Origin of the sequence: Streptosporangium brasiliense (assembly GCF_030811595.1) — a bacterium.
Lineage (GTDB): Bacteria > Actinomycetota > Actinomycetes > Streptosporangiales > Streptosporangiaceae > Streptosporangium > Streptosporangium brasiliense.
Genome location: NZ_JAUSRB010000002.1, coordinates 8,117,464 through 8,138,558 on the forward strand (window position 1 = coordinate 8,117,464; position 21,095 = coordinate 8,138,558).

At 74.6% G+C, this 21,095-nt stretch carries 18 protein-coding genes and 1 riboswitch; of the genes, 7 read left to right on the top strand and 11 right to left on the bottom strand.

Translation table 11 applies throughout. The features are described from left to right. Positions 1–206 precede the first annotated feature (206 nt). From J2S55_RS46320 to betA, 6 genes are all read right to left on the bottom strand, one after another. Positions 207–776, bottom strand: a complete 570-nt coding sequence (locus J2S55_RS46320) for a sarcosine oxidase subunit gamma (RefSeq protein ID WP_306874898.1) — start codon at positions 774–776, stop codon at positions 207–209. Further along, positions 769–3,621: a 2Fe-2S iron-sulfur cluster-binding protein gene (locus J2S55_RS46325; protein WP_306874901.1), complete on the bottom strand. Its 2,853-nt coding sequence runs from the start codon at positions 3,619–3,621 to the stop codon at positions 769–771. The genes J2S55_RS46320 and J2S55_RS46325 overlap by 8 nt, the downstream gene beginning before the upstream one ends. Next, a complete protein-coding gene (locus J2S55_RS46330; RefSeq protein WP_306874904.1) occupies positions 3,618–3,896 on the bottom strand; it encodes a sarcosine oxidase subunit delta in 279 nt (92 codons plus the stop codon). The genes J2S55_RS46325 and J2S55_RS46330 overlap by 4 nt, the downstream gene beginning before the upstream one ends. Positions 3,897–3,910: 14 nt before the next feature. Beyond that, positions 3,911–5,143, bottom strand: a complete 1,233-nt coding sequence (locus tag J2S55_RS46335; RefSeq protein ID WP_306874907.1) for a sarcosine oxidase subunit beta family protein — start codon at positions 5,141–5,143, stop codon at positions 3,911–3,913. Between the two features lie 30 nt (positions 5,144–5,173). After that, complete coding sequence (locus J2S55_RS46340) at positions 5,174–7,600, bottom strand: GcvT family protein (RefSeq protein WP_306874910.1); 2,427 nt, start codon at positions 7,598–7,600, stop codon at positions 5,174–5,176. Positions 7,601–7,699: 99 nt separating this feature from the next. Continuing rightward, positions 7,700–9,340: a choline dehydrogenase gene (gene betA / locus J2S55_RS46345; protein WP_306874913.1), complete on the bottom strand. Its 1,641-nt coding sequence runs from the start codon at positions 9,338–9,340 to the stop codon at positions 7,700–7,702. Between the two features lie 132 nt (positions 9,341–9,472). Between betA and J2S55_RS46350 the strand changes: the two genes are divergently transcribed. After that, positions 9,473–10,267: an IclR family transcriptional regulator gene (locus J2S55_RS46350; protein WP_306874915.1), complete on the top strand. Its 795-nt coding sequence runs from the start codon at positions 9,473–9,475 to the stop codon at positions 10,265–10,267. On the opposite strand, the gene J2S55_RS46355 is transcribed toward J2S55_RS46350, so the two are convergent. Both J2S55_RS46355 and J2S55_RS46360 read right to left on the bottom strand, forming a co-directional pair. Continuing rightward, positions 10,233–12,521 (bottom strand): FdhF/YdeP family oxidoreductase, encoded by a 2,289-nt coding sequence (locus tag J2S55_RS46355; RefSeq protein ID WP_306874918.1) that lies wholly within the window; start codon positions 12,519–12,521, stop codon positions 10,233–10,235. The two genes, J2S55_RS46350 and J2S55_RS46355, sit on opposite strands and share 35 nt — an antisense overlap. Before the next feature lie 79 nt (positions 12,522–12,600). Then, positions 12,601–13,731, bottom strand: a complete 1,131-nt coding sequence (locus J2S55_RS46360) for an aromatic ring-hydroxylating oxygenase subunit alpha (protein ID WP_306874921.1) — start codon at positions 13,729–13,731, stop codon at positions 12,601–12,603. 407 nt (positions 13,732–14,138) lie between these two features. Further along, positions 14,139–14,237, top strand: a riboswitch (TPP riboswitch). Between J2S55_RS46360 and J2S55_RS46365 the strand changes: the two genes are divergently transcribed. After that, positions 14,225–14,911, top strand: coding sequence for a TenA family protein (locus J2S55_RS46365; RefSeq protein WP_306874924.1), 687 nt, complete (start codon positions 14,225–14,227; stop codon positions 14,909–14,911). Its footprint overlaps the riboswitch before it by 13 nt. Before the next feature lie 187 nt (positions 14,912–15,098). Here J2S55_RS46365 and J2S55_RS46370 read toward each other — a convergent pair whose 3' ends face one another. Both J2S55_RS46370 and J2S55_RS46375 read right to left on the bottom strand, forming a co-directional pair. Next, on the bottom strand, positions 15,099–15,302 hold the full coding sequence (locus J2S55_RS46370) for a hypothetical protein (RefSeq protein ID WP_306874928.1): 204 nt from the start codon (positions 15,300–15,302) through the stop codon (positions 15,099–15,101). Continuing rightward, the gene (locus J2S55_RS46375; protein ID WP_306874931.1) at positions 15,299–15,817 is read right to left on the bottom strand and encodes a carboxymuconolactone decarboxylase family protein; all 519 of its coding nucleotides are present in this window, start codon (positions 15,815–15,817) and stop codon (positions 15,299–15,301) included. The genes J2S55_RS46370 and J2S55_RS46375 overlap by 4 nt, the downstream gene beginning before the upstream one ends. Positions 15,818–15,907: 90 nt before the next feature. Here J2S55_RS46375 and J2S55_RS46380 point away from each other — a divergent pair, with 90 nt between their 5' ends. The 5 genes from J2S55_RS46380 (at position 15,908) to J2S55_RS46400 (ending at position 20,557) form a co-directional block, all read left to right on the top strand. Then, positions 15,908–16,486 carry a TetR/AcrR family transcriptional regulator gene (locus J2S55_RS46380; RefSeq protein ID WP_306874934.1) on the top strand — a complete coding sequence of 193 codons (579 nt, stop codon included), beginning with the start codon at positions 15,908–15,910 and terminating at the stop codon, positions 16,484–16,486. A gap of 96 nt (positions 16,487–16,582) precedes the next feature. Next, positions 16,583–17,104 (top strand): shikimate kinase, encoded by a 522-nt coding sequence (locus tag J2S55_RS46385; protein ID WP_306874937.1) that lies wholly within the window; start codon positions 16,583–16,585, stop codon positions 17,102–17,104. An 86-nt stretch (positions 17,105–17,190) separates the two neighbouring features. Next, the gene (locus J2S55_RS46390; RefSeq protein WP_306874940.1) at positions 17,191–17,994 is read left to right on the top strand and encodes a carotenoid biosynthesis protein; all 804 of its coding nucleotides are present in this window, start codon (positions 17,191–17,193) and stop codon (positions 17,992–17,994) included. After that, a complete protein-coding gene (locus tag J2S55_RS46395; RefSeq protein ID WP_306874943.1) occupies positions 17,982–19,412 on the top strand; it encodes a phytoene desaturase family protein in 1,431 nt (476 codons plus the stop codon). The genes J2S55_RS46390 and J2S55_RS46395 overlap by 13 nt, the downstream gene beginning before the upstream one ends. Next, complete coding sequence (locus J2S55_RS46400; RefSeq protein ID WP_306874946.1) at positions 19,409–20,557, top strand: glycosyltransferase family 2 protein; 1,149 nt, start codon at positions 19,409–19,411, stop codon at positions 20,555–20,557. The genes J2S55_RS46395 and J2S55_RS46400 overlap by 4 nt, the downstream gene beginning before the upstream one ends. On the opposite strand, the gene J2S55_RS46405 is transcribed toward J2S55_RS46400, so the two are convergent. After that, positions 20,487–21,092: a glycerol-3-phosphate acyltransferase gene (locus J2S55_RS46405; protein ID WP_306874950.1), complete on the bottom strand. Its 606-nt coding sequence runs from the start codon at positions 21,090–21,092 to the stop codon at positions 20,487–20,489. The genes J2S55_RS46400 and J2S55_RS46405 overlap by 71 nt on opposite strands. Positions 21,093–21,095 lie beyond the last annotated feature (3 nt).

A 21,095-nucleotide genomic window follows, 5' to 3' on the forward strand; every position in this document is an offset into this window, starting at 1 on the left:
GTGCCGGCCGCCGAGCGGGCGGCCGGCTGGGCGCGCCTGAGCCGGTCGTCCCGCCCGGTCCGGGTCACCCCGCCCACCGGCCACCCGGCCGGCGGGCGGGCCGCCGCATGCTCGGCGCGGCCCGGGCAGGTCCCGCCCGGCGCCGGCGGATCCGGGCGGGACCTGCCCGGCCGTCCGGAGAGATGTCCGGCGGCGGATCCGGGCGGTCAGCCGGGCCGTCCGGAGAGGTGTTCGGCGGCGGCGTCGAGCAGCCAGTCGGCGAGATAGCCGGCGTACGACGGCCGCACGGACACCCGGAACTCCTCGCCGCCGTGGGCGGCGAGCAGGACCTGGGCGCGGGCCAGCATGGTCTGGGCGCACCGACCGGGGCCGAACAGCCGCGGGTGCAGGTCGAGGGAGCAGCCGTGGGCCAGCACGTCACGTGCCCTCGGTCCGGCCAGGACCAGCGTGGTCCACTGCGCCGAGACGTCGGTGACCGCGACGTGCCCGGTCCCGGCCGCGGCCCGCAGGCGGGCCGGCAGGTCGCGCTCCGCGCCGGGCTCGCCGACGACGAGCCACTCGTCGGGGCCGAGCCACAGCACGTCGACGCCGGAGGTCACGTATGTGCCCGGCTCGGTGGGGAGCGACGCGCCGAGGGCCGCCCCGATGTCGCCGGCGGCCCGGCTCCCGGGGTCCGCCCGCAGGTTGACCCGGGTGAGGAACGGCAGCTCCGCGATGCGCAGGCACTCCTCCCGCACCGGCTCGAAGCGGGGCGGCGGGCCCGGTCGCTCAGCCATCGCGGCGCGCTCCCTCGGGGTCGTAGAGGACGGGGTGGGTGACGGTGACAGGGACCAGCCCGGTCCCGACGGGCACGTGGAGCCGCTCGCCGGCGCGCCGGCGCCCGCCGCTGACGAGGGCGAGCGCGAAGGTCCGGCCGAGCGCCGCGCTGCGGTAGCTGGAGGTGACGTGGCCGAGTGTCGGGACGGGCGGCTCGGGCAGCCGGTCGGCGGCCACCAGGTGGGCGCCCTCGGGCAGCAGCAGGCGCGGGTCCACCGGCAGGAGCCCGACCAGGTGCTTGCGGTCGGGCCTGAGGTCGCCGGCGCGGGCGTGCGAGCGCCTGCCGACGTAGTCGGACCTCCGCTTCGACATCAGCCGCTCCATGCCGAGGTCGGCGGGGGTGACCGTGCCGTCGGTGTCCTGGCCGACGATGGGGTAGCCCTTCTCCGCCCGGAGCACGTGCATGGCCTCGGTCCCGTACGGGGTGACGGCGCCGCTCCCCTGGACCGCCTCCCACAGCGCGGGCCCGTCCCAGGCGCCGACGTTGATCTCGTAGGCCAGCTCGCCGGAGAAGCTGATCCGGCACACCCTCGCCGCGACGCCCGCCACCCGGCCCTCCCGCCAGGTCATGAACGGGAAGGCCGCCCTGTCCACGGCCAGGTCTGGGGCGAGCCCGGCCAGCACGTCCCGCGCGCCGGGCCCCGCCAGCGCCACCGTCGCCCACTGCTCGGTGACGGAGGTGCAGTAGGCCCTCAGGGACGGCCACTCGGTCTGCAGCCACTCCTCCATCCAGTCCAGGACGGCGGCGGCGTTGCCCGTGGTCGTGGTCACCAGGAACCGGTCCTCCGCCAGGCGGATCACCGTCCCGTCGTCGAAGACCGTCCCGTCGGCGCGGCACATCACGCCGTAGCGGATCGAGCCGACCTTGAGTGTGCTCATCATGTTGACGTAGAGGCGGTCGAGCAGCTCGGCGGCGTCCGGCCCCTGGATGTCGATCTTGCCCAGCGTGGAGGCGTCCATCGCCCCGGCGCCCCGCCGCACGGCCGCGCACTCCCGCAGGACCGCGGCCTCCATGTCCTCGCCCGGACGGGGGTAGTAGCGGGGCCGCTTCCACTGGCCGACGTTCTCGAACACCGCCCCGCGCGCCACGTGCCACCCGTGCAGCGGGGTGACCCGGACGGGGTCGTGCAGCGCCCCCCTGTCGCGCCCGGCGAGGGCGGCGAAGCTGACCGGCGTGTACGGCGGGCGGAAGGTGGTGGTGCCGAGCGCGCCCACCTCGACCCCGAGGATGTGGGCGACGACCCCGCCGGTCAGCATCCCCGAGGTCTTGCCCTGGTCGTGGGCGGTCCCGGCGGTGGTGTAGCGCTTGACGTGCTCGAGCGAGCGGAGCCCCGCCCCGGTCGCGCGCATGATGTCGGCGACGGTCACCTCCCGCTGCAGGTCGACGAAGTGGGTCCGGTAGTCGTCGGCGGGGACGAGCCACACGTGCTCGGCGGGGGGCGCCGGGACGTCCTCGGTGCGGGGCGGGGGCCTGCGGCGGCCCGCGCGGAACCCGGCCGCCTCGGCCGCCCGGGCCCCGGCCCCGGCCCCGTCCTCGACGCAGCGGGCCGTCGTGCCGATCCCCCGGGCCGCCCCGGCGACCTCCACCGCCTGGCGGGCGGCGCCGGGGACGTGGCAGCCGAGCGCCCCGTCGTAGCGGAGCTCCCCGCCCGCCTGGCCGAACAGGTGGAGCACGGGGTTCCAGCCGCCCGAGACCAGCAGCAGGTCCGCCTCGATCTCCCGGTCCCCGGGGAGTCCGCCGGGGCGGGGGCCGGGAGGATCGCCGGAGGGGCGCCCGCCGGGGTCGGGGAAGGGACCGCCGGAGACGGTCACCGAGCGGACGCCGTCGCGGCCGCCCACCCCGGTGACCAGGTGCCCGGCCAGCACCTCGGCGCCCTGCCACGACCGGCCGCCCGGCGGCGCGTCCCGCCGCGCGTCCACGACGGCCGCGATCTCGACACCGGCGGCCGCCAGGTCGCGGGCCGCGGCGTAGGCGCTGTCGTCGGCGGTGAAGACCACCGCGCGGCGGCCCGGCAGGACCCCGTACCGGTTGACGTAGGCGCGCGCGGCCCCGGCGAGCATCACACCGGGCCGGTCGTTGCCGGCGAAGGCGATCGGCCGCTCGTGCGCGCCGGTGGCCAGCACGACGCGGCGGGCCCGGATGCGCCAGAGGCGCTCGCGGGAGGAGGCCCGCTCCCCCCTGCGCTCCACGGCGACCAGGTAGTTGTCGTCGTAGTAGCCGAACACGCTGGTCCGTCCCAGCACGCGCACCTCGGGCCGGGCCGCCAGCCCGGCCAACACGGCGGCGGCCCACCGCGCCCCGGGGACACCGTCGACGGTCTCGGCGGTGTCGGGCAGGCTGCCGCCGGCCGTGGGCCGGTCGTCGGCCAGGACGACCCGGGCGCCCGAGTCCGCGGCGGCCACCGCGGCCGCGAGCCCGGCGGGCCCGGCCCCGACCACCAGGACGTCGCAGTGGGCGTAGACGCCGTCGTAGCGCGCCGGGTCGGGCCCGGTGGCCAGGCGGCCCTTGCCCGGCAGGCCGCGGGCGACCAGCCCGTCGTACAGCTCGACGGTGGTGGCCTGCAGCATCGGCTCGGGGAAGGGGTGCTCGATCTGGACGATCGCGCCGGGCTCCTCGGTCCAGGCGGCGAAGACGCCCCGGGGACGGCCCAGCCGCGCGCTCCTGGCCACCGTGCGGACGCCGTTGGCCAGCAGGGCGGAGGCGAGCGTGTCGCCGCCGCGCCCTTCGAGGTCCCGGCCGTCGAAGCGGAAGCGCAGCGTCTCGCCGCCCTGGTGGTCCCGCCTGCGGAACGGCTGGGAGGTCACGGGGTCACCGGCCGCGGCTCGCCCGGACGGTAGACGGCGTGGATCTCGCCGCTGGCCGTGTCCCTGACCGCGTTGAACCAGCGGCGGCAGCCGGCCGCGTGGCTCCACCGTTCGGCGAAGGGCCCTCGGGGGTTGTCGCGGAAGAACAGGTAGCGGGCCCACTCCTCGTCGGAGAGCGCGGCGGGGTCGCCGGGGTAGGCGACGTGCGCCTGCCCGCCGTAGCGGAACTCGGTCTCGTCGCGTGGCCCGCACCACGGGCAGGGGATCAGCAGCATCGGTCGGGCTCCTCCTAGTGGGCCACCGCGGCGGCGCCGTGCTCGTCCACGAGCGCGCCGGTGGTGAAGCGTTCGAGGGAGAAGGGGGCGTTGAGCGGGTGCGGCTCGCCGTGGGCGATCGTGTGCGCGTAGCACCAGCCCGCCCCCGGCGTGGCCTTGAACCCGCCGGTGCCCCAGCCGCAGTTGACGTACAGCCCGTCCACCGGGGTGAGCCCGACGACCGGCGAGGCGTCGGGGCTGACGTCCACCACCCCGGCCCAGGTCCGCAGCACATGGGCCCGCGCGAAGACGGGGAACAGCTCCAGCGCCGCCGCCATCTGCCGCTCGATGACGTGGAAGGCGCCGCGCTGGCGGTAGGAGTTGCAGGCGTCGACGCCCGCGCCCATGACCAGTTCGCCCTTGTGGGCCTGGCTGACGTAGACGTGCACGGCGTTGGACATGACCACGGTGGGGTGCACGGGCTCCAGCAGGTCCGAGACCAGCGCCTGCAGCGCGTGGCTCTGCAGCGGCAGCGCCAGCCCCGCCGTCCGGGCCACGACGGAGGAGTGGCCGGCCGCGCACAGCGCGACCCGGTCCGCCGAGATGCGCCCCCGGGTGGTCCGTACGGCCCGCGCCCGCCCGCCGGCGACCTCGACCCCGGTGACCTCGCAGTGCTCGATCAGGTGGACGCCCAGCGCGGCGGCGGCGCGGGCGAAGCCCCAGGCGACGTGGTCGTGTCTGGCGATGCCGGCCCGCGGCTGGTAGGTCGCCCCCAGCACCGGGTGGCGCGCGTCCGGGGAGACCTCGACGATCGGGCAGACCTCCTTGACCTCCTCGGGGCCGAGCCACTCGGCGTCGACGCCGTTGAGCCGGTTGGCGTTGACCCGGCGCACGCCGTCCCGGACGTCCTGGAGGCTGTGGGCGAGGTTGAGCACCCCGCGCTGGCTGAACAGGATCGGGTAGCCCAGATCCTCCTCCAGCCCCTCCCACAGCTTCAGCGAGTGCTCGTAGATGCCCGCGCTCTCCTCCAGGAGGTAGTTGGAGCGGATGATCGTGGTGTTGCGGGCCATGTTGCCGCCCGCCAGCCAGCCCTTCTCCAGCACGGCCACGTCGGTGATCCCGTGGTCCCTGGCCAGGTAGTAGGCGGTGGCCAGGGCATGGCCACCCCCGCCGACGATCACCACGTCGTAGGAGCCGCGCGGCTCGGGGCTGTCCCACAGCCGGTCGGGGTGCTCGGGCGGGACTGCGCCCGGCTGCTCGGTGCTCACCGTGATCCCTTCCTCGGTCCGGCCGCGGCGCTAGCCGCGCAGGCGTTTCATCTCCGGGTCGTAGAGCGGTTCCTCGGCGACGACGGCGGCGATCCGCCGGTCGAAGTAGCCGATGTGGAGCACCCGCCCGGAGGTGGAGAGCGCGGCCGGCAGCCAGGCGTAGGCGATGCCCCTGCCGACCGTGTAGCCGTAGGCGGCGCTGGTGACGTATCCGACGCAGCGGTCGCCGTCGTAGACGGGCTCCTTGCCCATGACGACGGCGGCGGGACCATCGATCGTCAGGCAGGTCAGCCGGCGCCGCACCGAGACGCGGCGCTCGGCCAGGGCCGCGCGGCCGATGAAGTCGTCCGGGCCGGCCCCGCGCACGGCGGAGCCCAGGCCCGCCTCGTAGGGGTCGTGCTCGTGGGTCATGTCGGTGCCGAAGGAACGGTAGCCCTTCTCCAGCCGCAGGCTGTCGAAGGCTCCACGGCCGCCCGCGATGACCCCGTGGCGCCGTCCCGCCTCCCAGAGGGTGTCCCAGAGCTTGGCGCCCATGTCGGCCGTCGTGTAGAGCTCCCAGCCGAGCTCTCCGATGTAGGACAGCCGGAGCGCGGTGACGGGCACCGTGCCGACGTGGCCGCGTCCGCACCGGAAGTAGCCGAAGCCGTCGCGGGAGAAGGCGGGGCCGGCCAGCGGCGCCACGAGGTCGCGGGCGCGGGGCCCCCAGACCCCGACGCAGCAGGTCCCGGCCGTGATGTCGCGGACGGTGACCGATCCGTCGGCCGGGAGGTGGCGGTGGAGCCAGTCGAGGTCGAGGTTGCCGTTGGCGCCGACCTGGAACAGGTCCGGGCCGAGCCGGGCGACGGTGATGTCGCCGCGGATGCCGGCGCCCTCGTCCAGCAGCAGGCAGTAGACCACCGATCCGACGGGCCTGCCGACGTCGCCCGTCGAGATCCGCCGCAGGAAGGCGGCGGCCCCGCGGCCGGCGACCTCGATCCGCTTGAGCGCGCTCATGTCGTACAGCGCGACGGACTCCCGCGAGAGCTGGGCCTCGGCACCGACGATCGGCGACCAGTGACGGGCGGCCCACCCGTCCCGCCCGGGGATGTCCCGGCCCGCGAGCAGGGGCTCGTTGGCGCCGTACCACTGGGGGCGTTCCCAGCCGCCGGCCTCCAGGAAGTACGCCGCCAGCTCCCGCTGGCGCGGGTGGAAGGGGCTGGTGCGGAGCGGGCGCAGGTTCTCCGGCGGCTGCAGCGGGTGGATGATGTCGTAGACCTCGGCGAAGTTCTGGCAGCCGCGGGTGAGCACGTACTCCGGGGCGAGCTGGTGCGGCTCGAAGCGGTTGACGTCGCACTCGTGCAGGTCGAAGGAGGAGCAGCGGCCGTCGGTCAGCCACTCGGCCATGGCCCGGGCCACGCCCGCCGAATGCGTCACCCACACGGCCTCGGCCACCCAGAAGCCCTTGACCAGGGATGATTCTCCGAGCAACGGCATGTTGTCGGTGGTGAAGGAGAACAGGCCGTTGATGCCCTCCTCGATCTCCGCCTCCCGGGTCGCGGGCAGCAGCGACCGGGTCTCGGCCCAGGCCGGGGCGAAGTCGCCGGCGGTGAACGGCAGCACCGACGGCATCCCCTCCGCCGCCCCGGGCGGGAGGATCGCTGCGGGCTCGACCGGCATCGGACGGTGGCCGTAGTAGCCGATGCCCAGCCGGCCGGCCCGCTCCCGGTAGTAGAGGTCGGCGTCCTGGTGGCGCAGGATCGGCCGGACGGCCTCCCCGGTCCGCCCGCTCAGCGCGGGGACGGGGCCGGTCCAGGCGAGCTGGTGGGCCAGCGGCGTCAGCGGAAGGGCCATGCCGACCATGCCGGCGATCTTCGGCCCCCAGATGCCCGCGCAGCACACGACGAGGTCCGCCGGGATCTCACCCCGGTCGGTGACGACGGCGGCGACCCGGCCGTCCTCGACGCGGATCTCCAGCACCTTGTGCCGTTCCAGCACGCGCACGCCCCGCTCCCGCGCCAGCCGGAGCTGGACCTCGACCGCGCGCACGGCGTCGGCCAGGCCGTCGGTGGGCACGAAGAGCCCGCCCAGCACCTTGCCGGGATCGAGCAGGCGGTGCCGTGCCACGCACTCCCCGGGGGTGAGCAGGTGCGCCTCGACGCCCCAGGCGGTGGCCCAGCCGTGGCGGCGGCGCAGCTCGGCGAGCCTTCCGGGCGTGGTGGCCACCTCCAGTCCGCCCACCTGGTGGAAGCAGCCGAGCGCGCCGAGCTTGCCGACCGTGTAGCGGGCCAGCTCCGTCATGGTCTTGGCGGGGTTGGTCTGGAAGACCAGCCCCGGCGCGTGGGACGACGATCCGCCGGTGACCGGCACGGTGCCCTGGTCGACGACGGTGATGTCGCTCCAGCCCCTGGCCGACAGCTCGTCGGCGAGGGCCGCCCCGACGACTCCGGCTCCGATGACGACGACGCGCCGGCCTGCCATGCCCACCTCCGCCGTTGCGCGATCCAGAACATGGAGCGCCTCCCGCAACAGATTCTCCCGGGGTGGCAGGACTGTCAAGGAACGGGCGGGCCGGACGGGTCAGCGGGCCGGATCCTCCCGGTGCCGGTAGAAGGCGGCGTGCTCGGCCGCGAGCGGGGTGTTGCCCAGGATCAGGTCGGCCGCCTTCTCCGCCACCATCATGACCGGCGCGTAGATGTTGCCGTTGGTCACGTAGGGCATGACCGAGGCGTCCACGACGCGGAGCCCCTGGAGGCCGTGGACCCGCATGGACAGCGGGTCGACGACGGAGAGGGGGTCGGTGCCCATCCGCGCGGTGCACGAGGGGTGCAGCGCGGTCTCGCCGTCCCGGGCGACCCAGTCCAGGATCTCCTGGTCTGTCCGGACCTCCGGCCCGGGCGACAGCTCCCCCGCGTTGAAGTCGTCCATGGCGGGCCGGGTCAGGATGTCGCGGGCGATCCGGACGGCCTCCACCCACTCGCGCCGGTCCTGCGCGGTGGACAGGTAGTTGAACCGCAGCGCCGGATGGACCCGGGGATCGGTGCTCCTGATCTTCACCGAGCCGCGCGCGTCGGAGTACATCGGCCCGATGTGCACCTGGTAGCCGTGCCCGCCCACCGGTGCGGAGCCGTCGTAGCGGACCGCGACGGGCAGGAAGTGGAACATCAGGTTGGGGTAGGCGACGTCGTCGTTGCCGCGGGCGAAGCCACCCGCCTCGAAGTGGTTGGTCGCCCCGGGGCCGCTGCGCAGGAACAGCCACTGCGCGCCGATCCACGGCCGGTTGCGCCACTTCAGCGCGGGCTGCATCGACACCGGCCGCCTGCAGCCGTACTGGATGTAGACCTCCAGGTGGTCCTGGAGGTTCTCCCCCACGCCGGGCAGGTCGTGCACGACCTCGACGCCGAGCGCGCCCAGCTCCGCGGCGGCGCCGACGCCGGAGAGCTGGAGCAGCTGCGGCGAGTTGATCGCGCCGCCGCAGAGGATGACCTCGCCCGCCCGGACCGTCCGGCCGTCGCACTCCACGCCGACGGCGCGCCCGCCCTCGAACAGGATCCTCGTGACGAAGGCCCGCGTCCTGATCTCCAGGTTGGGCCGCCGCCTGACGGGGTGCAGGTAGGCGCGGGCGGCCGACAGCCGGCGCCCCCGGTGGATGGTGCGGTCGAAGCGGGCGAATCCCTCCTGCCGGTATCCGTTGACGTCGTCGGTCAGCCGGTGGCCGGCCTGCTGCACCGCCTCGAAGAAGGCCGCGAACAGCGGGTTGCGCACCGGCCCGCGTTCGAGCACCAGCGGCCCGTCGTGCCCGCGCAGGGGGTCGTCCGGATCGGCGGCCAGGCAGTTCTCCATGCGCTTGAAGTACGGCAGGCAGTGCGCGAAGTCCCAGGTGCCCATGCCCGGGTCGGCCCCCCAGCGCTCGTAGTCCAGGGGGTTGCCCCGCTGGAAGATCATCCCGTTGATGCTGCTGGAGCCGCCCAGCACCTTGCCCCGGGCATGGTAGATCCGGCGGCCGTTCATGTGCGGCTCGGGCTCGGACTCGTACTTCCAGTCGTAGAAGCGGCTGCCGATGGGGAAGGTCAGCGCGGCGGGCATGTGGATGAACACGTCCCAGAGGGAGTCCGGGCGGCCGGCCTCCAGCACCAGCACTCGGTTGGCGGGGTCGGCGGACAGCCGGTTCGCCAGCGCGCTCCCGGCCGATCCGCCCCCAACGATGACGAAGTCGTACATGTCTGCCTCGTCTCGCTCACAGCAGGGGTGATAGCAGAGATCGTAGTGAATAGCGCAATAAGTCGCACTATACGCAACCAATTCCGCCGGACGCGTTGGACGCGCGTTCCGCGCAGCGCCTACAGTCCCGCTATGGGCAACGATTCCTCCGGTGACCGGGCCGACGGCGGCGGGGTGCAGTCGGTCGACCGGGCCATCAGCATCCTGGAGATCCTCTCCCGGCGCCGGGAGGCGGGGGTCAGCGAGGTCGCCGGGGAGATCGGCGTCCACAAGTCGACCGCCTTCCGGCTGCTCGGGGCGCTGGAGACCCGCGGCCTGGTCGAGCAGGCCGAGGACCGCGGCAAATACCGCCTCAGCTTCGGGATCATCCGCCTGGCGGGCGGTGTGGCCGCCCGGCTGGACCTCACCCAGCAGAGCCGTCCCGTCTGCCGCCGCCTGGCCGAGGAGATCGGCGAGACGGTGAACCTCGCCGTGCTCCGCTCCCACTACGCGGTCAACCTGGACCAGGTGCGCGGGCCGTCGGCGGTCACCACGCAGAACTGGGTCGGGCAGCTCACCCCCCTGCACGCCACGTCGAGCGGGAAGGTCCTGCTGGCCCACCTCGACGGCCGCCACCGGGCCCGGCTCATCGCCGCCGCCGGGCTGGAGGGCTACACCCCCGCCACGATCACCTCGGCCGCCGTGCTGGAGGAGCAGCTGGAGGAGGCCCTGCGCAGGGGTTACGCGGTCACCGTCGAGGAGCTGGAGATCGGGCTGAACGCCATCGCCGCCCCCGTCCGGTCCCACGACGGCGAGATCGTCGCCGCGGTCAGCGCCTCCGGACCCGCCTACCGCCTCAGCCAGGAGCGGATGCACGGGCTCGCCCCGGTGCTGACCGCGGGGGCCGAGGACATCAGCCGCCGGCTGGGCTACACCGCTCGATCCTGACCACGACGCTCTTGGAGGTCGGGGTGTTGGAGGTCTCCGCGACCGAGTCCAGCGGGACGAGCACGTTGGTCTCGGGGAAGTAGGCCGCGCAGCAGCCCCGCGCGGTGGGGTAGGCGACCGCGCGGAACCCCTCGGCCCGGCGCTCCCCGTCGGGCCACTCGCCGACCAGGTCCACCATGTCGCCGTCGGCCAGGTCCCGCTCGGCCAGGTCGTCGGGGTGGACGAAGACGACGCGGCGGCCGCCGCGCACGCCGCGGTAGCGGTCGTCCATGCCGTAGATCGTGGTGTTGTACTGGTCGTGGCTGCGGACCGTCTGCAGCAGCAGCCGCCCCGCCGGGACGCGCAGCACCTCCAGGGGGTTGACGGTGAAGTTGGCCCGGCCGGTCTCGGTCGGGAAGCGCCGCTCGTCGCGCGGCGCGTTGGGCAGGGCGAAGCCGCCGGGGACGCGGACGCGGGCGTTGAAGTCGCCGAACCCGGGCACCACCCGCGCGATGCGCTCGCGGATCGCGTCGTAGTCGGTCTCGAACTCCGCCCAGGGCACGTGGGGGTCGGCGCCGAAGAGCTCCCGTGCCAGCCGGCAGACGATCGCCACCTCGGGCAGCAGCTCCGCCGAGGCCGGCCGGAGCCGGCCCCGGGAGGCGTGCACCAGGCCCATGGAGTCTTCGACCGTGACGAACCGGTCGCCGTCGCGCTCGGTGCGCCCCAGCGCCGGCAGGATGAGCGCCTGCTCGCCGCAGACGGCGTGGGAGCGGTTCAGCTTCGTCGAGACCTGCACGGTGAGCCGGGCGCGGCGCATCGCCGCCTCCGTCACCGCCGTGTCTGGGGTCGCCGCCACGAAGTTGCCGCCCATCGCGAAGAACACCTTGGCCTGTCCCGACCGCAGCGCCCTGATCGCCTCCACGGTGTCCAGGCCGTGACGGCGGGGCGGCTCGAAGCCGAACTCCTCGCGCAGGGCGTCGAGGAAGGACTGCGGCGGCTTCTCGTTGATGCCCATGGTGCGGTCGCCCTGGACGTTGGAGTGCCCGCGCACCGGGCAGACCCCGGCGCCCGGCCGCCCCACGTTCCCGCGCAGCAGCAGGAAGTTGACCACCTCCCGGATGGTGGCGACGGAGTTCTTGTGCTGGGTGAGCCCCATCGCCCAGCACACGATCACCGACCGCGCCCCGAGCACCTCCCGCGCGGTCTCCTCGATGGCCGGGCGGTCCAGCCCGGTCGCCTCCTCCACCTCCGCCCAGTCGAGGTCGCGGACGCTCTTGGCCCAGCCGTCGAAGCCGTGGGTGTGCTCCTCGACGAACTCGCGGTCGACCACCGAGCCGGGGGCGGCGTCCTCGGCCTCCAGCAGCAGCCGCGACAGCCCCTGGAAGAGCGCGAGGTCGCCGTTGAGCCGGATCTGCAGGAAGCGGTCGGCCAGCGTCGTGCCGCGCCCCAGCACCCCGGAGGGCCGCTGCGGGTTCTTGAAGCGGAGCAGGCCCGCCTCGGGCAGCGGGTTGACCGCGATGATCCGCGCCCCGTTCCGCTTGGCCCGCTCCAGCGCCGACAGCATGCGCGGATGGTTGGTGCCCGGGTTCTGGCCGACGACGAGGACGAGGTCGGCGTGGTGCAGGTCCTCCAGCGACACCGTGCCCTTGCCGATGCCCAGCGTCTGGTTGAGCGCCGAGCCGCTGGACTCGTGGCACATGTTGGAGCAGTCGGGCAGGTTGTTGGTGCCGAAGCGGCGCACCAGGAGCTGGTAGGCGAACGCGGCCTCGTTGGAGGTGCGGCCGGAGGTGTAGAACACCGCCTCGTCCGGGCCGCCGAGGGCGCGCAGCTCCCGGGCGACGATGGCGAACGCCTCCTCCCACGTCACCGGCACGTAGTGGTCGGACCCGGCGGGCCTGTGCATCGGCTCGGTGAGCCGTCCCTGCTGGCCCAGCCAGTAGTCGGTGCGCCCGGCCAGCTCCGCCACGGTGTGCGCGGCGAAGAAGTCGCGGGTGACCCTGCGGGTGGTGGCCTCCTCGGCCACCGCCTTGGCGCCGTTCTCGCAGAACTCCGCCGGGCTGCGGTGCTCCCCCTCGGGCCACGCGCAGCCCGGGCAGTCGAAGCCGTCCTTCTGGTTGACCTGGGCCAGGGTCAGGAGCGTGCGGCCGGCGCCCATCTGGGCGTAGGACGTCAGCAGCGACCGGGCCACTCCCGGCATGCCCGCCGCCCACTGCTTGGGCGGGCCGACCTCCAGGCCCTCCTCGGTGACGTCCTCGCGCGGGGCCTTCCTGGCCATCCGGCGCTCCCTTCTTCCCGGTGCCCCGGCTTCCCGGTGCTCTTCCTGGTGCCCCGGCCGGGCCGGGCGGCTCCCCAATCTACGCCGACGCCGGTCCCAGCCGGGCGAGGACCCAGTCGTGGAAGGCCCGGATGTGGTGCTCGCTGGGCACCAGCACCCCGCCGCGGGCGTAGGCGCGGGAGGCCATCGCCGGCTGGCACCGCTCGCAGGCCGCGAAGTCCTGGGCGTTGACCCGGTGGAAGAGCTCGACGGACGGGCCCAGATCCGCGCCCCGCTCGACGACGTCCCGGTGGAAGAGCCAGTCGCACTCGACGACCGTCCGGCCGGCCGACAGGGGGAACATCCGGTGGATGATCACGTGGTCGGGCACCAGGTTGACGAACACCTGCGGCCTGATGGTGATCGCGTAGTAGCGGCGGTCCTGGTCCTCGCTGACGCCCGGGATCCGGTCCACGCCCTGGGACCCGTCGACCGTGAAGCCCCGGACCTCCGCGCCGAAGCGCGCGCCGTGCCCCACGAAGGACTGCGCCGCGTAGCCTCCGGCGAACTCCGGGAGCACCCCGACGAGTTCGGGATGGATGGTGGCGCAGTGGTAGCACTCCATGAAGTTCTCCACCAGGAGCTTCCAGTTCGCCTTCACGTCGTAGACGATCCTGCGGCCCACCTCCAGGTCGCCGACGCCGTAGTTCTCGATCAGTCCCTCCTCGCCCAGCCGGGTGACCACCGCGCCGACCACGTCCGCCTCGAACGGCGGTGGATCGTCGGCCAGGCAGAGCCACACGTAGCCGAGCCACTCCCGCACGTGGACGCCGACCAGCCCGTAGGCGGCCCGGTCGAGGTCGGGCATCGCGGCGAGGTTCGGGGCGGCGACCAGCCGGCCTTCGAGGTCATAGGTCCAGGCGTGGTAGGGGCACCGGAAGGTCCGCCTCACCTCGCCGGACTCCTCGGTGCGGAGCCGGGCGCCCCGGTGGCGGCAGACGTTGAGGAAGGCGCGGACGGAGCCGTCCCGGGCCCGGGTGACCAGGACGCTCTCCCGCCCCACCTGGACCGTCCTGAAGGCGCCGGGCCTGCCCAGGTCGGCGGCGCGGACCGCGCAGAACCACATCGACTCGAAGATGCGCTCCTGTTCCAGGGCGAAGACGCGCTCGTCGGTGTAGTGACCGCCGGGCAGGGTGGCGATCAGGCTGGGGGGCGGGCTGCTCGCGGTCACGATGCCTCCTTCTGGCGGCGGGCCGTCCGATGCCGAGCCGGCGGGCCTCACCGCCGGGGAGGGCGGCGAGGAGCGCGCAGGGACCATCGCGACCAGCAGGGTTTCGCAAAACGGAACGGCCAGCGCTATACGCAACAACGTGAACCCGCGAGTCTCTCTTGTCAAGAGCCGACACGGAGCGTGGGACCGCCCCCGATCCCCGCCCGTCCCTCCCGGCGGACCCGGCGGGGCCACCCTGACCCTCTCAAGACGTCGCCGGTGGTGGTGGGTCAGGCGCGGACCGCGTGCGCCGAGGGTCCGGGCGACCGGCCGGTGGCGGGGCGGCCGGGGCCGTGACAGGCGTGCCCTGTGATCCATGGCGGTCGACGGCGGCCGGCAGGGGACGGAGCCCGGCGAGCTGTTACCCTACTCGCGACGCGGGGTGCCCCGGCGGATCCGGGGCTGAGATCACACCCGTCGAACCTGATCTAGTTCGAACTAGCGAAGGGACGTCATGTTCTGCGACGACGTCTGGGCACGCTCCACCGCACTGCTACGGGCCATCCATGAGCACCCCTTCAACGCCGCACTCGGCGAGGGCACACTCGACCGCCGGCGCTTCGCCTTCTACATCGTGCAGGACGCCAGATACCTCGAGGCGTTCTCCAAGGCGCTCGCCACCGCCTCGGTGCGGGCCGGCGACTCCGAGGAGGCCGCGTTCTGGTCGAGCAGCGCGCACGCCGCGCTGGCCGCCGAGCGGACCCTGCACGAGGGCTACATCGAGGAGTACGGTCTGAGCGCGGCCGACCTCTCGGGCATCCGCACCTCGCCCACCTGCCTCGGCTACTCCTCCTTCCTCCAGGCCGTCGCGCTGGCCGCGCCGTACCCGGTGCTCGTCGCCGCCGTCCTGCCGTGTTTCTGGGTCTACCAGGACGTGGGAGCGGCGCTGGTGAAGCAGGTGGGCGACGTCGCCGGCCACCCCTACCAGGCGTGGATCTCCACCTACGCCGATCCGGATTTCGCCAAGTCGGTCGAGCGGGCCAAGGAGATCGCCGACCGGCTGGCGGCCGGGGCGGACGGCGAGACGCGCGCGGCCATGACCGAGGCGTTCGTCCAGGCCACGGAGTACGAGTGGATGTTCTGGGACAGCGCCTGGAAGCAGGAGACGTGGCCCACGCAACAGTGGCGGCCCGGCGGCTGACCTCCGCCGCCGTACCGGGCCGGTCGGCCCGTCGGGCCGGAGCGAACCGGGCGCGGCGGCCGGCACGCAGGTCGGCGCCGGCCGGGACCGGGCACGATCGGAAGGGTTCTCCCGCTCGCGCAGGTGTGTGCCCACGGCGGTCTGCGCGGGCGGGAGAACCGCTGGGCCCGGCGGACGCTCGGGCGCCTCAGGCGGGCCGGTAGGTGATCAATCGGACCGCGGGGGCGGAGACGACGTCGATGTGGCCGGTGCCCGGCACCTCGATGTGGGCGAAGCCACCCTCGAAGGCGACCCGGGCCTCTTCGACGCGGCCGGTGGGGGCGCCGTCGGGGCCGGTCATCCGGTAGCCCTCGACGAGTTCGACGGAGGCGGTGCGCCAGGTGAGGTTCACGCGGTCACCTCGGGGAAGTCGAGGTCGGGCCGGGCCAGGTGGTTGAAGTAGTTCGACAGGGTGTTGAGCGCGACGTGGGCGACGATCTCGGCGAGCTCGGCGTCGGTCACACCGGCCTGCCGGGCGCGCGCCAGGCTCTCGTCGCCCACCCTGCCGCCCGCCTGGACGACCTCCCGGGTGATCTGCAGGACCGCGTCGGCGTGCGGGTCGGCGTCGTGGCCGTCGCGGGTCAGCTTCAGCTCCTCCTCGCTCAGGCCCATACGGGTGCCGCGCATGGTGTGCGCGCTGACGCAGTAGGTGCAGCGGTTCTCCTGGGCGACCAGCAGGGCGATCTGCTCGCGCAGCCTGGCGCGCAGCACGCCCCGGGTGAGCGCGTCGCGCATCGCCAGGTAACCGCGGAGCGCGGCGGGGCCGTTGGCCAGCGCGGCGTACAGGTTGGGCACCCGGCCGAGCTGGCGTTGTGTCTCCTCCAGCAGGCCCTCGGGGTCATCGGTCAACTGCGGCAGCCGAGGCATGGCGTCTCCCCAAAATGGTACTGATCGGTTCCGTCTGCGGTAACGGTACTGATCGGTTCCATTTCCGTCAAGAATGGATAGAATCCCTGCATGCCGACCCGAGCCCGTGAACGCCTGCTGGACACCGCCGAGGAGCTCTTCTACGCCGAGGGGGTCCGGGCCGTCGGCGTGGAGCAGATCCTGACCGTCTCCAAAGTCGGCCGCGCCTCCTTCTACCGGCACTTCCCGAGCAAGGACGACCTCGTCGTGGCCATGCTCGAACGCCGTGACCTGCGGTGGCGCCAGTGGCTGGCCGAGCGGGTCGCCGCTCACGGCGGCGGGCCGCTGGCGGTCTTCGACGCGCTGGCCGAACGGTTCGCCCGCGCCGACTTCCGCGGGTGCGCCTTCATCAACACGATGGTCGAGAGCGCCGACCCCGACAGCCCGGCCCACCGGGTCGCGGCCGGCCACAAGAACAGGGTGATCGGCTACGTCGAGTCCCTGCTCGTCGCGGCCGGCCACCACGACCCCGCCGTGCTCGCCCGGCAGCTCGTCATGCTCATGGACGGCGCGATCGTCACAGCGCTGCGCGAGCGGTCGGCCGCCCCGGCCGGGCAGGCCCGCGCCGTCGCCGCCGCCCTGCTCGCCGACGCGGCGGAGAACCGGAACGCCGACGCGGCGGAGGGTTAGCGCGGAGGGCTCCGAGGGCTGGAGCGGAGGGCTAGAGCCGATCCTCGCGGGCAGGGGACGGACACTCCGTTCCACGAACCTCAGGAGGTGACGCGCATGACGGCCGACATCCCGATCGTCGTGATCGGTCTGATGGGCGCGGGGAAGACCAGCGTGTCACGGCTGCTCGGCGAGGCCCTCGGCAGGCCCGTGCGCGACAGCGACGAATATCTCCAACAGCGCTACGGCGCCACGGCCGCCGAGATCGCCGCCGGTGACGGCGCCGAGGTGCTCCACGCCAGGGAGGCGGCCCACCTGCGGGAGGCTCTCGCCGAACGGCCCGCGCCGGTCATCGCCGCCGCGGCCAGCGTGCTCGACGACCCGCGCTCCCGGGCCGAGCTGAAGCCGGCCCTGGTCGTGTGGCTGGACGCCACACCCGAGTTCCTGGCCGAGAAGATCAAGGCCAGGTCCCACCGGCCGCGTTTCGGCAAGGAGCCGCTCGCGCTGGCGTCCGAACTGCACGAGCGGCGGGCGGCCTCCTTCGCCGAGGTGGCCGACCTGCGCTTCCAACGGCCCGAGATGTCCAAGCACGAGGTGGCGCGGGCCGTACTCGACCATCTGAAGGCGTCGGCCACGTAGGACGGGCGGCCGCGGCGGCGGGAGGTCAAAGCGAATCTGACCGAGGCCCGCCGCTCCGATGACCGTCGGCAGGGCACAGCCATGGGGTGAACAGCGGACGCCCCGCCCCCGGCGCGGTGAGGGACGCGGTGCGGCGCGGGCCGTCCCCGGGCGGCCTCGACGTCCTCGGTGTGCTCGGCGGGGGCCTGCTGCTGGCCGTGATCGCCGCGCAGGTCGCGTCGGGGCTGCAGCCTCGGCCGATCGGACTGGCCGGCGTGGTCGTGCTGCTGCTGACGGCGAGCGCCCTGGCCTTCGCCGCACGGGCCCATCCCCTCCCCCGGGCGGCCGCGGCGCTGGGCGCCGCGGCGGTGACCGGGTACGCCGCCGAGTGGGTCGGCGTCAGGACCGGGCTGCCCTTCGGGGACTACGGCTACACCGGGCTGCTGCGGCCGCAGCTCGGCGGGGTGCCGGTGGTGGTGGCGCTGGCGTGGGGCGGCATGGGCCTGGCGGCCCACGCGACGGCCGCGGCCGCGGCGCCGGGGAGCCGGGCGGCGCGGATCGGGCTGGGGGCCCTGGCGCTGACCGCGTGGGACCTGTTCCTCGATCCGCAGATGGTCCGGCTGGGCCTGTGGACCTGGCACGACCCGGGCCTCTACCGGGGGGTGCCGGCCGGCAACTTCGCCGGCTGGCTGGTGGTCTCGCTGCTGGTCATGGCCGTGATCGAGGCGGCCCTGACCGACCCGGGCGCCAGGAGCGCCGGGCTGGTCGCGATCTACACGGCGATGGCGTTCATGGAGACCCTGGGGTTCGCGGCCGTCTTCGACCCGCCGGATCCGCTGGTCGCCGGCGTGGGAGGAGCCTGTATGGGCCTGTTCTCCGTACTCGCCTGGAGGCGTGCGTGGCGGAGGTGATCGTGGTCGGCGGCGGCGTGGGCGGCATGGTCTCCGCCCTGCTGCTGGCCCGCCAGGGGCACCGGGTCCGCCTGTACGAGCGGCGGGACCGGCTGGGTGGCAAGCTCGCCGAGCACGCGCGCGACGGTTTCACCTTCTCCGTCGGGCCGTCCCTGCTGACCCTGCCCGGCGTCTTCGCCGATCTCGGCCTGGAGCTCGGCCTCGTCGAGCCGCGGGAGCTGTGCCGCTACCGCTTCGCCGACGGCTCGACGCTGACGGCGCACCGCGCCCCGGACAGGATGGCCGCCGAGGTGGACCGGCTCTCGCCGGGCGAGGGCCGCAACTGGCTGGCCTTCCACCGGTGGGCGCGGGCCTGCTTCGAGGCGTCGTGCCGCACGTTCTTCGCCGGGCCGCTCACCCGGCCGCCGGCGCGGGCGCGCCTGTCGGACCTGCTGGCGGTCGCGCCCGGCCGGACCCTCGACGGCCTGGCCCGGCGCTTCTTCACCGACCGGCGCCTGCGCCAGTACGCCGGCCGTTACGCCACCTACGCGGGCTCCAGCCCGTACCGGGCGCCGGCGGCCCTGGCCTGCATCCCGGCGATCGAGCACGGGCAGGGCGGCTGGTACGTGCCGGGCGGGCTGCCCCGCGTCGCCGACGCCCTGGCCCTGCTGCTGGAGGAGGCGGGGGTGGAGGTCGCCCTCGGCGCCGAGGTGACGGACGTGCTCGCCGACGGCAGCCGCGTCCGGGGGGTACGGCTGGCCTGCGGGCAGCGCGAAGGCGCCGACGTCGTGATCGCCAACACCGACGCGGCGGCCCTCTACGGGCGGTTGCTGCCGGACCGGCGGCGGCTGCGGCGCATCGCCGCGCTGGGCGCCTCCTCCTCGGCGTTCCTGCTGCTGGCCGGGGTGGAGGGTCGGACCGAAGGGCTGGCGCACCACTCCGTCGTCTTCTCCGCCGACTACGGGCGGGAGTTCGCCGACATCTTCGAGCGCCGCCGGCCGCCGGTGGACCCGACCGTCTACGTCGGCTGCTCGGCCGTCGACGACCCGTCGCAGGCGCCCGACGGCGCCGAGAACTGGGTCATGCTGGTCAACGTCCCGGCCCGCGACCCGGGCCGGTGGCCGATCTCCCCCGATTCCTACCGCGACCTGGTGCTGGAGCGGCTGGCCGCCCGGGGCCACGACCTGTCGGGGCGACTGCGCTTCGTCGACCTGCTGACCCCCGCCGACCTGCGCGAGCGGTACGGCGCGTGGGGCGGGGCGATCTACGGCGGCGCCTACGCCGGCCCGTTCGCCCCTTTCCGCCGCCCCGGCAACCGAGGGCCCCGGCGGGGCCTGTATCTGGTGGGCGGCTCCGTGCACCCCGGCGGCGGGCTGCCGCTGGTGGCGATGGGCGGCCGCATCGTCGCCTCGCTCGTGGCAGCGGACTTCCGCCGATGAGACCGCTCACCGCGCTCCAGGCCGCCGCCGCCCTCGCCGTGGGGGTACGGCTGGCCCGCGGCCGCGGCCGGCTGCCCCCGCTGGCCCCCGTCGAGACGGCCGCCGGGCGGATCTCGGTGGTGGTCCCGGCCCGCGACGAGGAGCGCCGCATCGGCCCCTGCCTGTCGGCCGTGCTCGCCGATCCGGCCGTCGCGGAGGTCGTCGTCGTCGACGACGAGTCGGGCGACGGCACGGCGCGGCTGGCCGCCGATCTCGGCGCCAGGGTCGTCGCGGGCGCGCCCCTCCCGGAGGGCTGGGTGGGCAAGCAGTGGGCGCTGCGACAGGGGGTCGAGGCGGCCCGCGGCGACATCGTGGTGACGCTCGACGCCGACACCCGGCCGGCGCCGGGCCTGTTCGGCTCGCTGGCCGCGGCCCTGGACCGCTACGACCTGGTCAGCGCCGGTCCCAGGTTCGTCTGCGGCGGGACCGCCGAGCAGGCGCTGCACGCCTCGTTCCTGGCGACGCTGGTCTACCGGTCCGGCCCCATCGGGCCGTCCGTCGCCCCGGCTCCGCACCGGGTCCTGGCCAACGGCCAGTGCATGGCCTTCCGCCGTACGGCGATGCTGGCCACCGACGGGTTCGCGCGGGTCCGCGGGCACATGACCGACGACGTGGCGCTGGCCCGGAACCTGGCCGCCGCGGGCTGGGCGGTCGGCTTCCTGGACTCCGGCGGCCTGCTGGAGGTCGACATGCACGAGTCGGCGGCCGAGGTGTGGCGGGAGTGGGGGCGGTCGCTGCCGCTGTGCGACGTCACCGGCCCCGGCCGACAGGCCGCCGACCTGGCCGTGATCTGGCTGACCGCCGCGCTGCCCGTCCTGCGGCTGGCGGCCGGCCGGCCCACCCGGCTCGACCTGGGGCTGCTGGCCGTACGGCTGTCGCTGACCGGCGCGCTGCGCGGCAGCTACACCCGGCCCGGCCCCGGCGTGCTGCTGTCACCCCTGCTGGACCCGCTGACCGCCGTACGGCTGACGCAGGCGACGCTCCGCCCGGTGCGCGGCTGGCGCGGCCGTACCTATCCCACCGCGGCCCGCGGGCTCACGGCTCCCGCGGGAGCGGCCGGCCCGCCCGCCCGGCCCGCGCCGCCTGCCGGAAGCGCAGCCCGATGAGGCACATCAGCGCTCCCGTCCCGGCCACGTGCTCCACCGGCGCGAAGAGCAGTTGGAACAGCGGCAGGCAGAACACGCCCGCCCGCGCGCCGACGGCGAAGGAGCGCGTCAGCATGGCCCCCGCGATCAGGACCGCGACGCCGAGCAGGAATCCGGGCGGGCAGATGACGGCGGAGCCGCCCACGAAGACGAGGACCGACCGGCCGCCCCGGAAGCCGGCGAACAGCGGCCAGGCGTGCCCGACCATCGCGGCGGCCACCGCCAGATACACCGGCACGGCGCCGGCCCCGGGCCCGTTGGTGTGCGGGCCGCCGGCCACGAGGGCGAGCAGCGCGGCGAGCGCGCCCTTGAGCGTGTCGCCCGCGAACACGGGTGCGGCGGCCCGCCAGCCGAGCCGCTCCTTGACGTTCCAGAAGCCGGGGTTGCCGTCGCCGACCTCACGGGGGTCGAAGCCGTGCGTCCGGGCGATCGGCACCGCGACCGGCACGGACCCGAGAAGGTAGCCGCCGATGACCACGACGGGCAGGAGAATCATCGC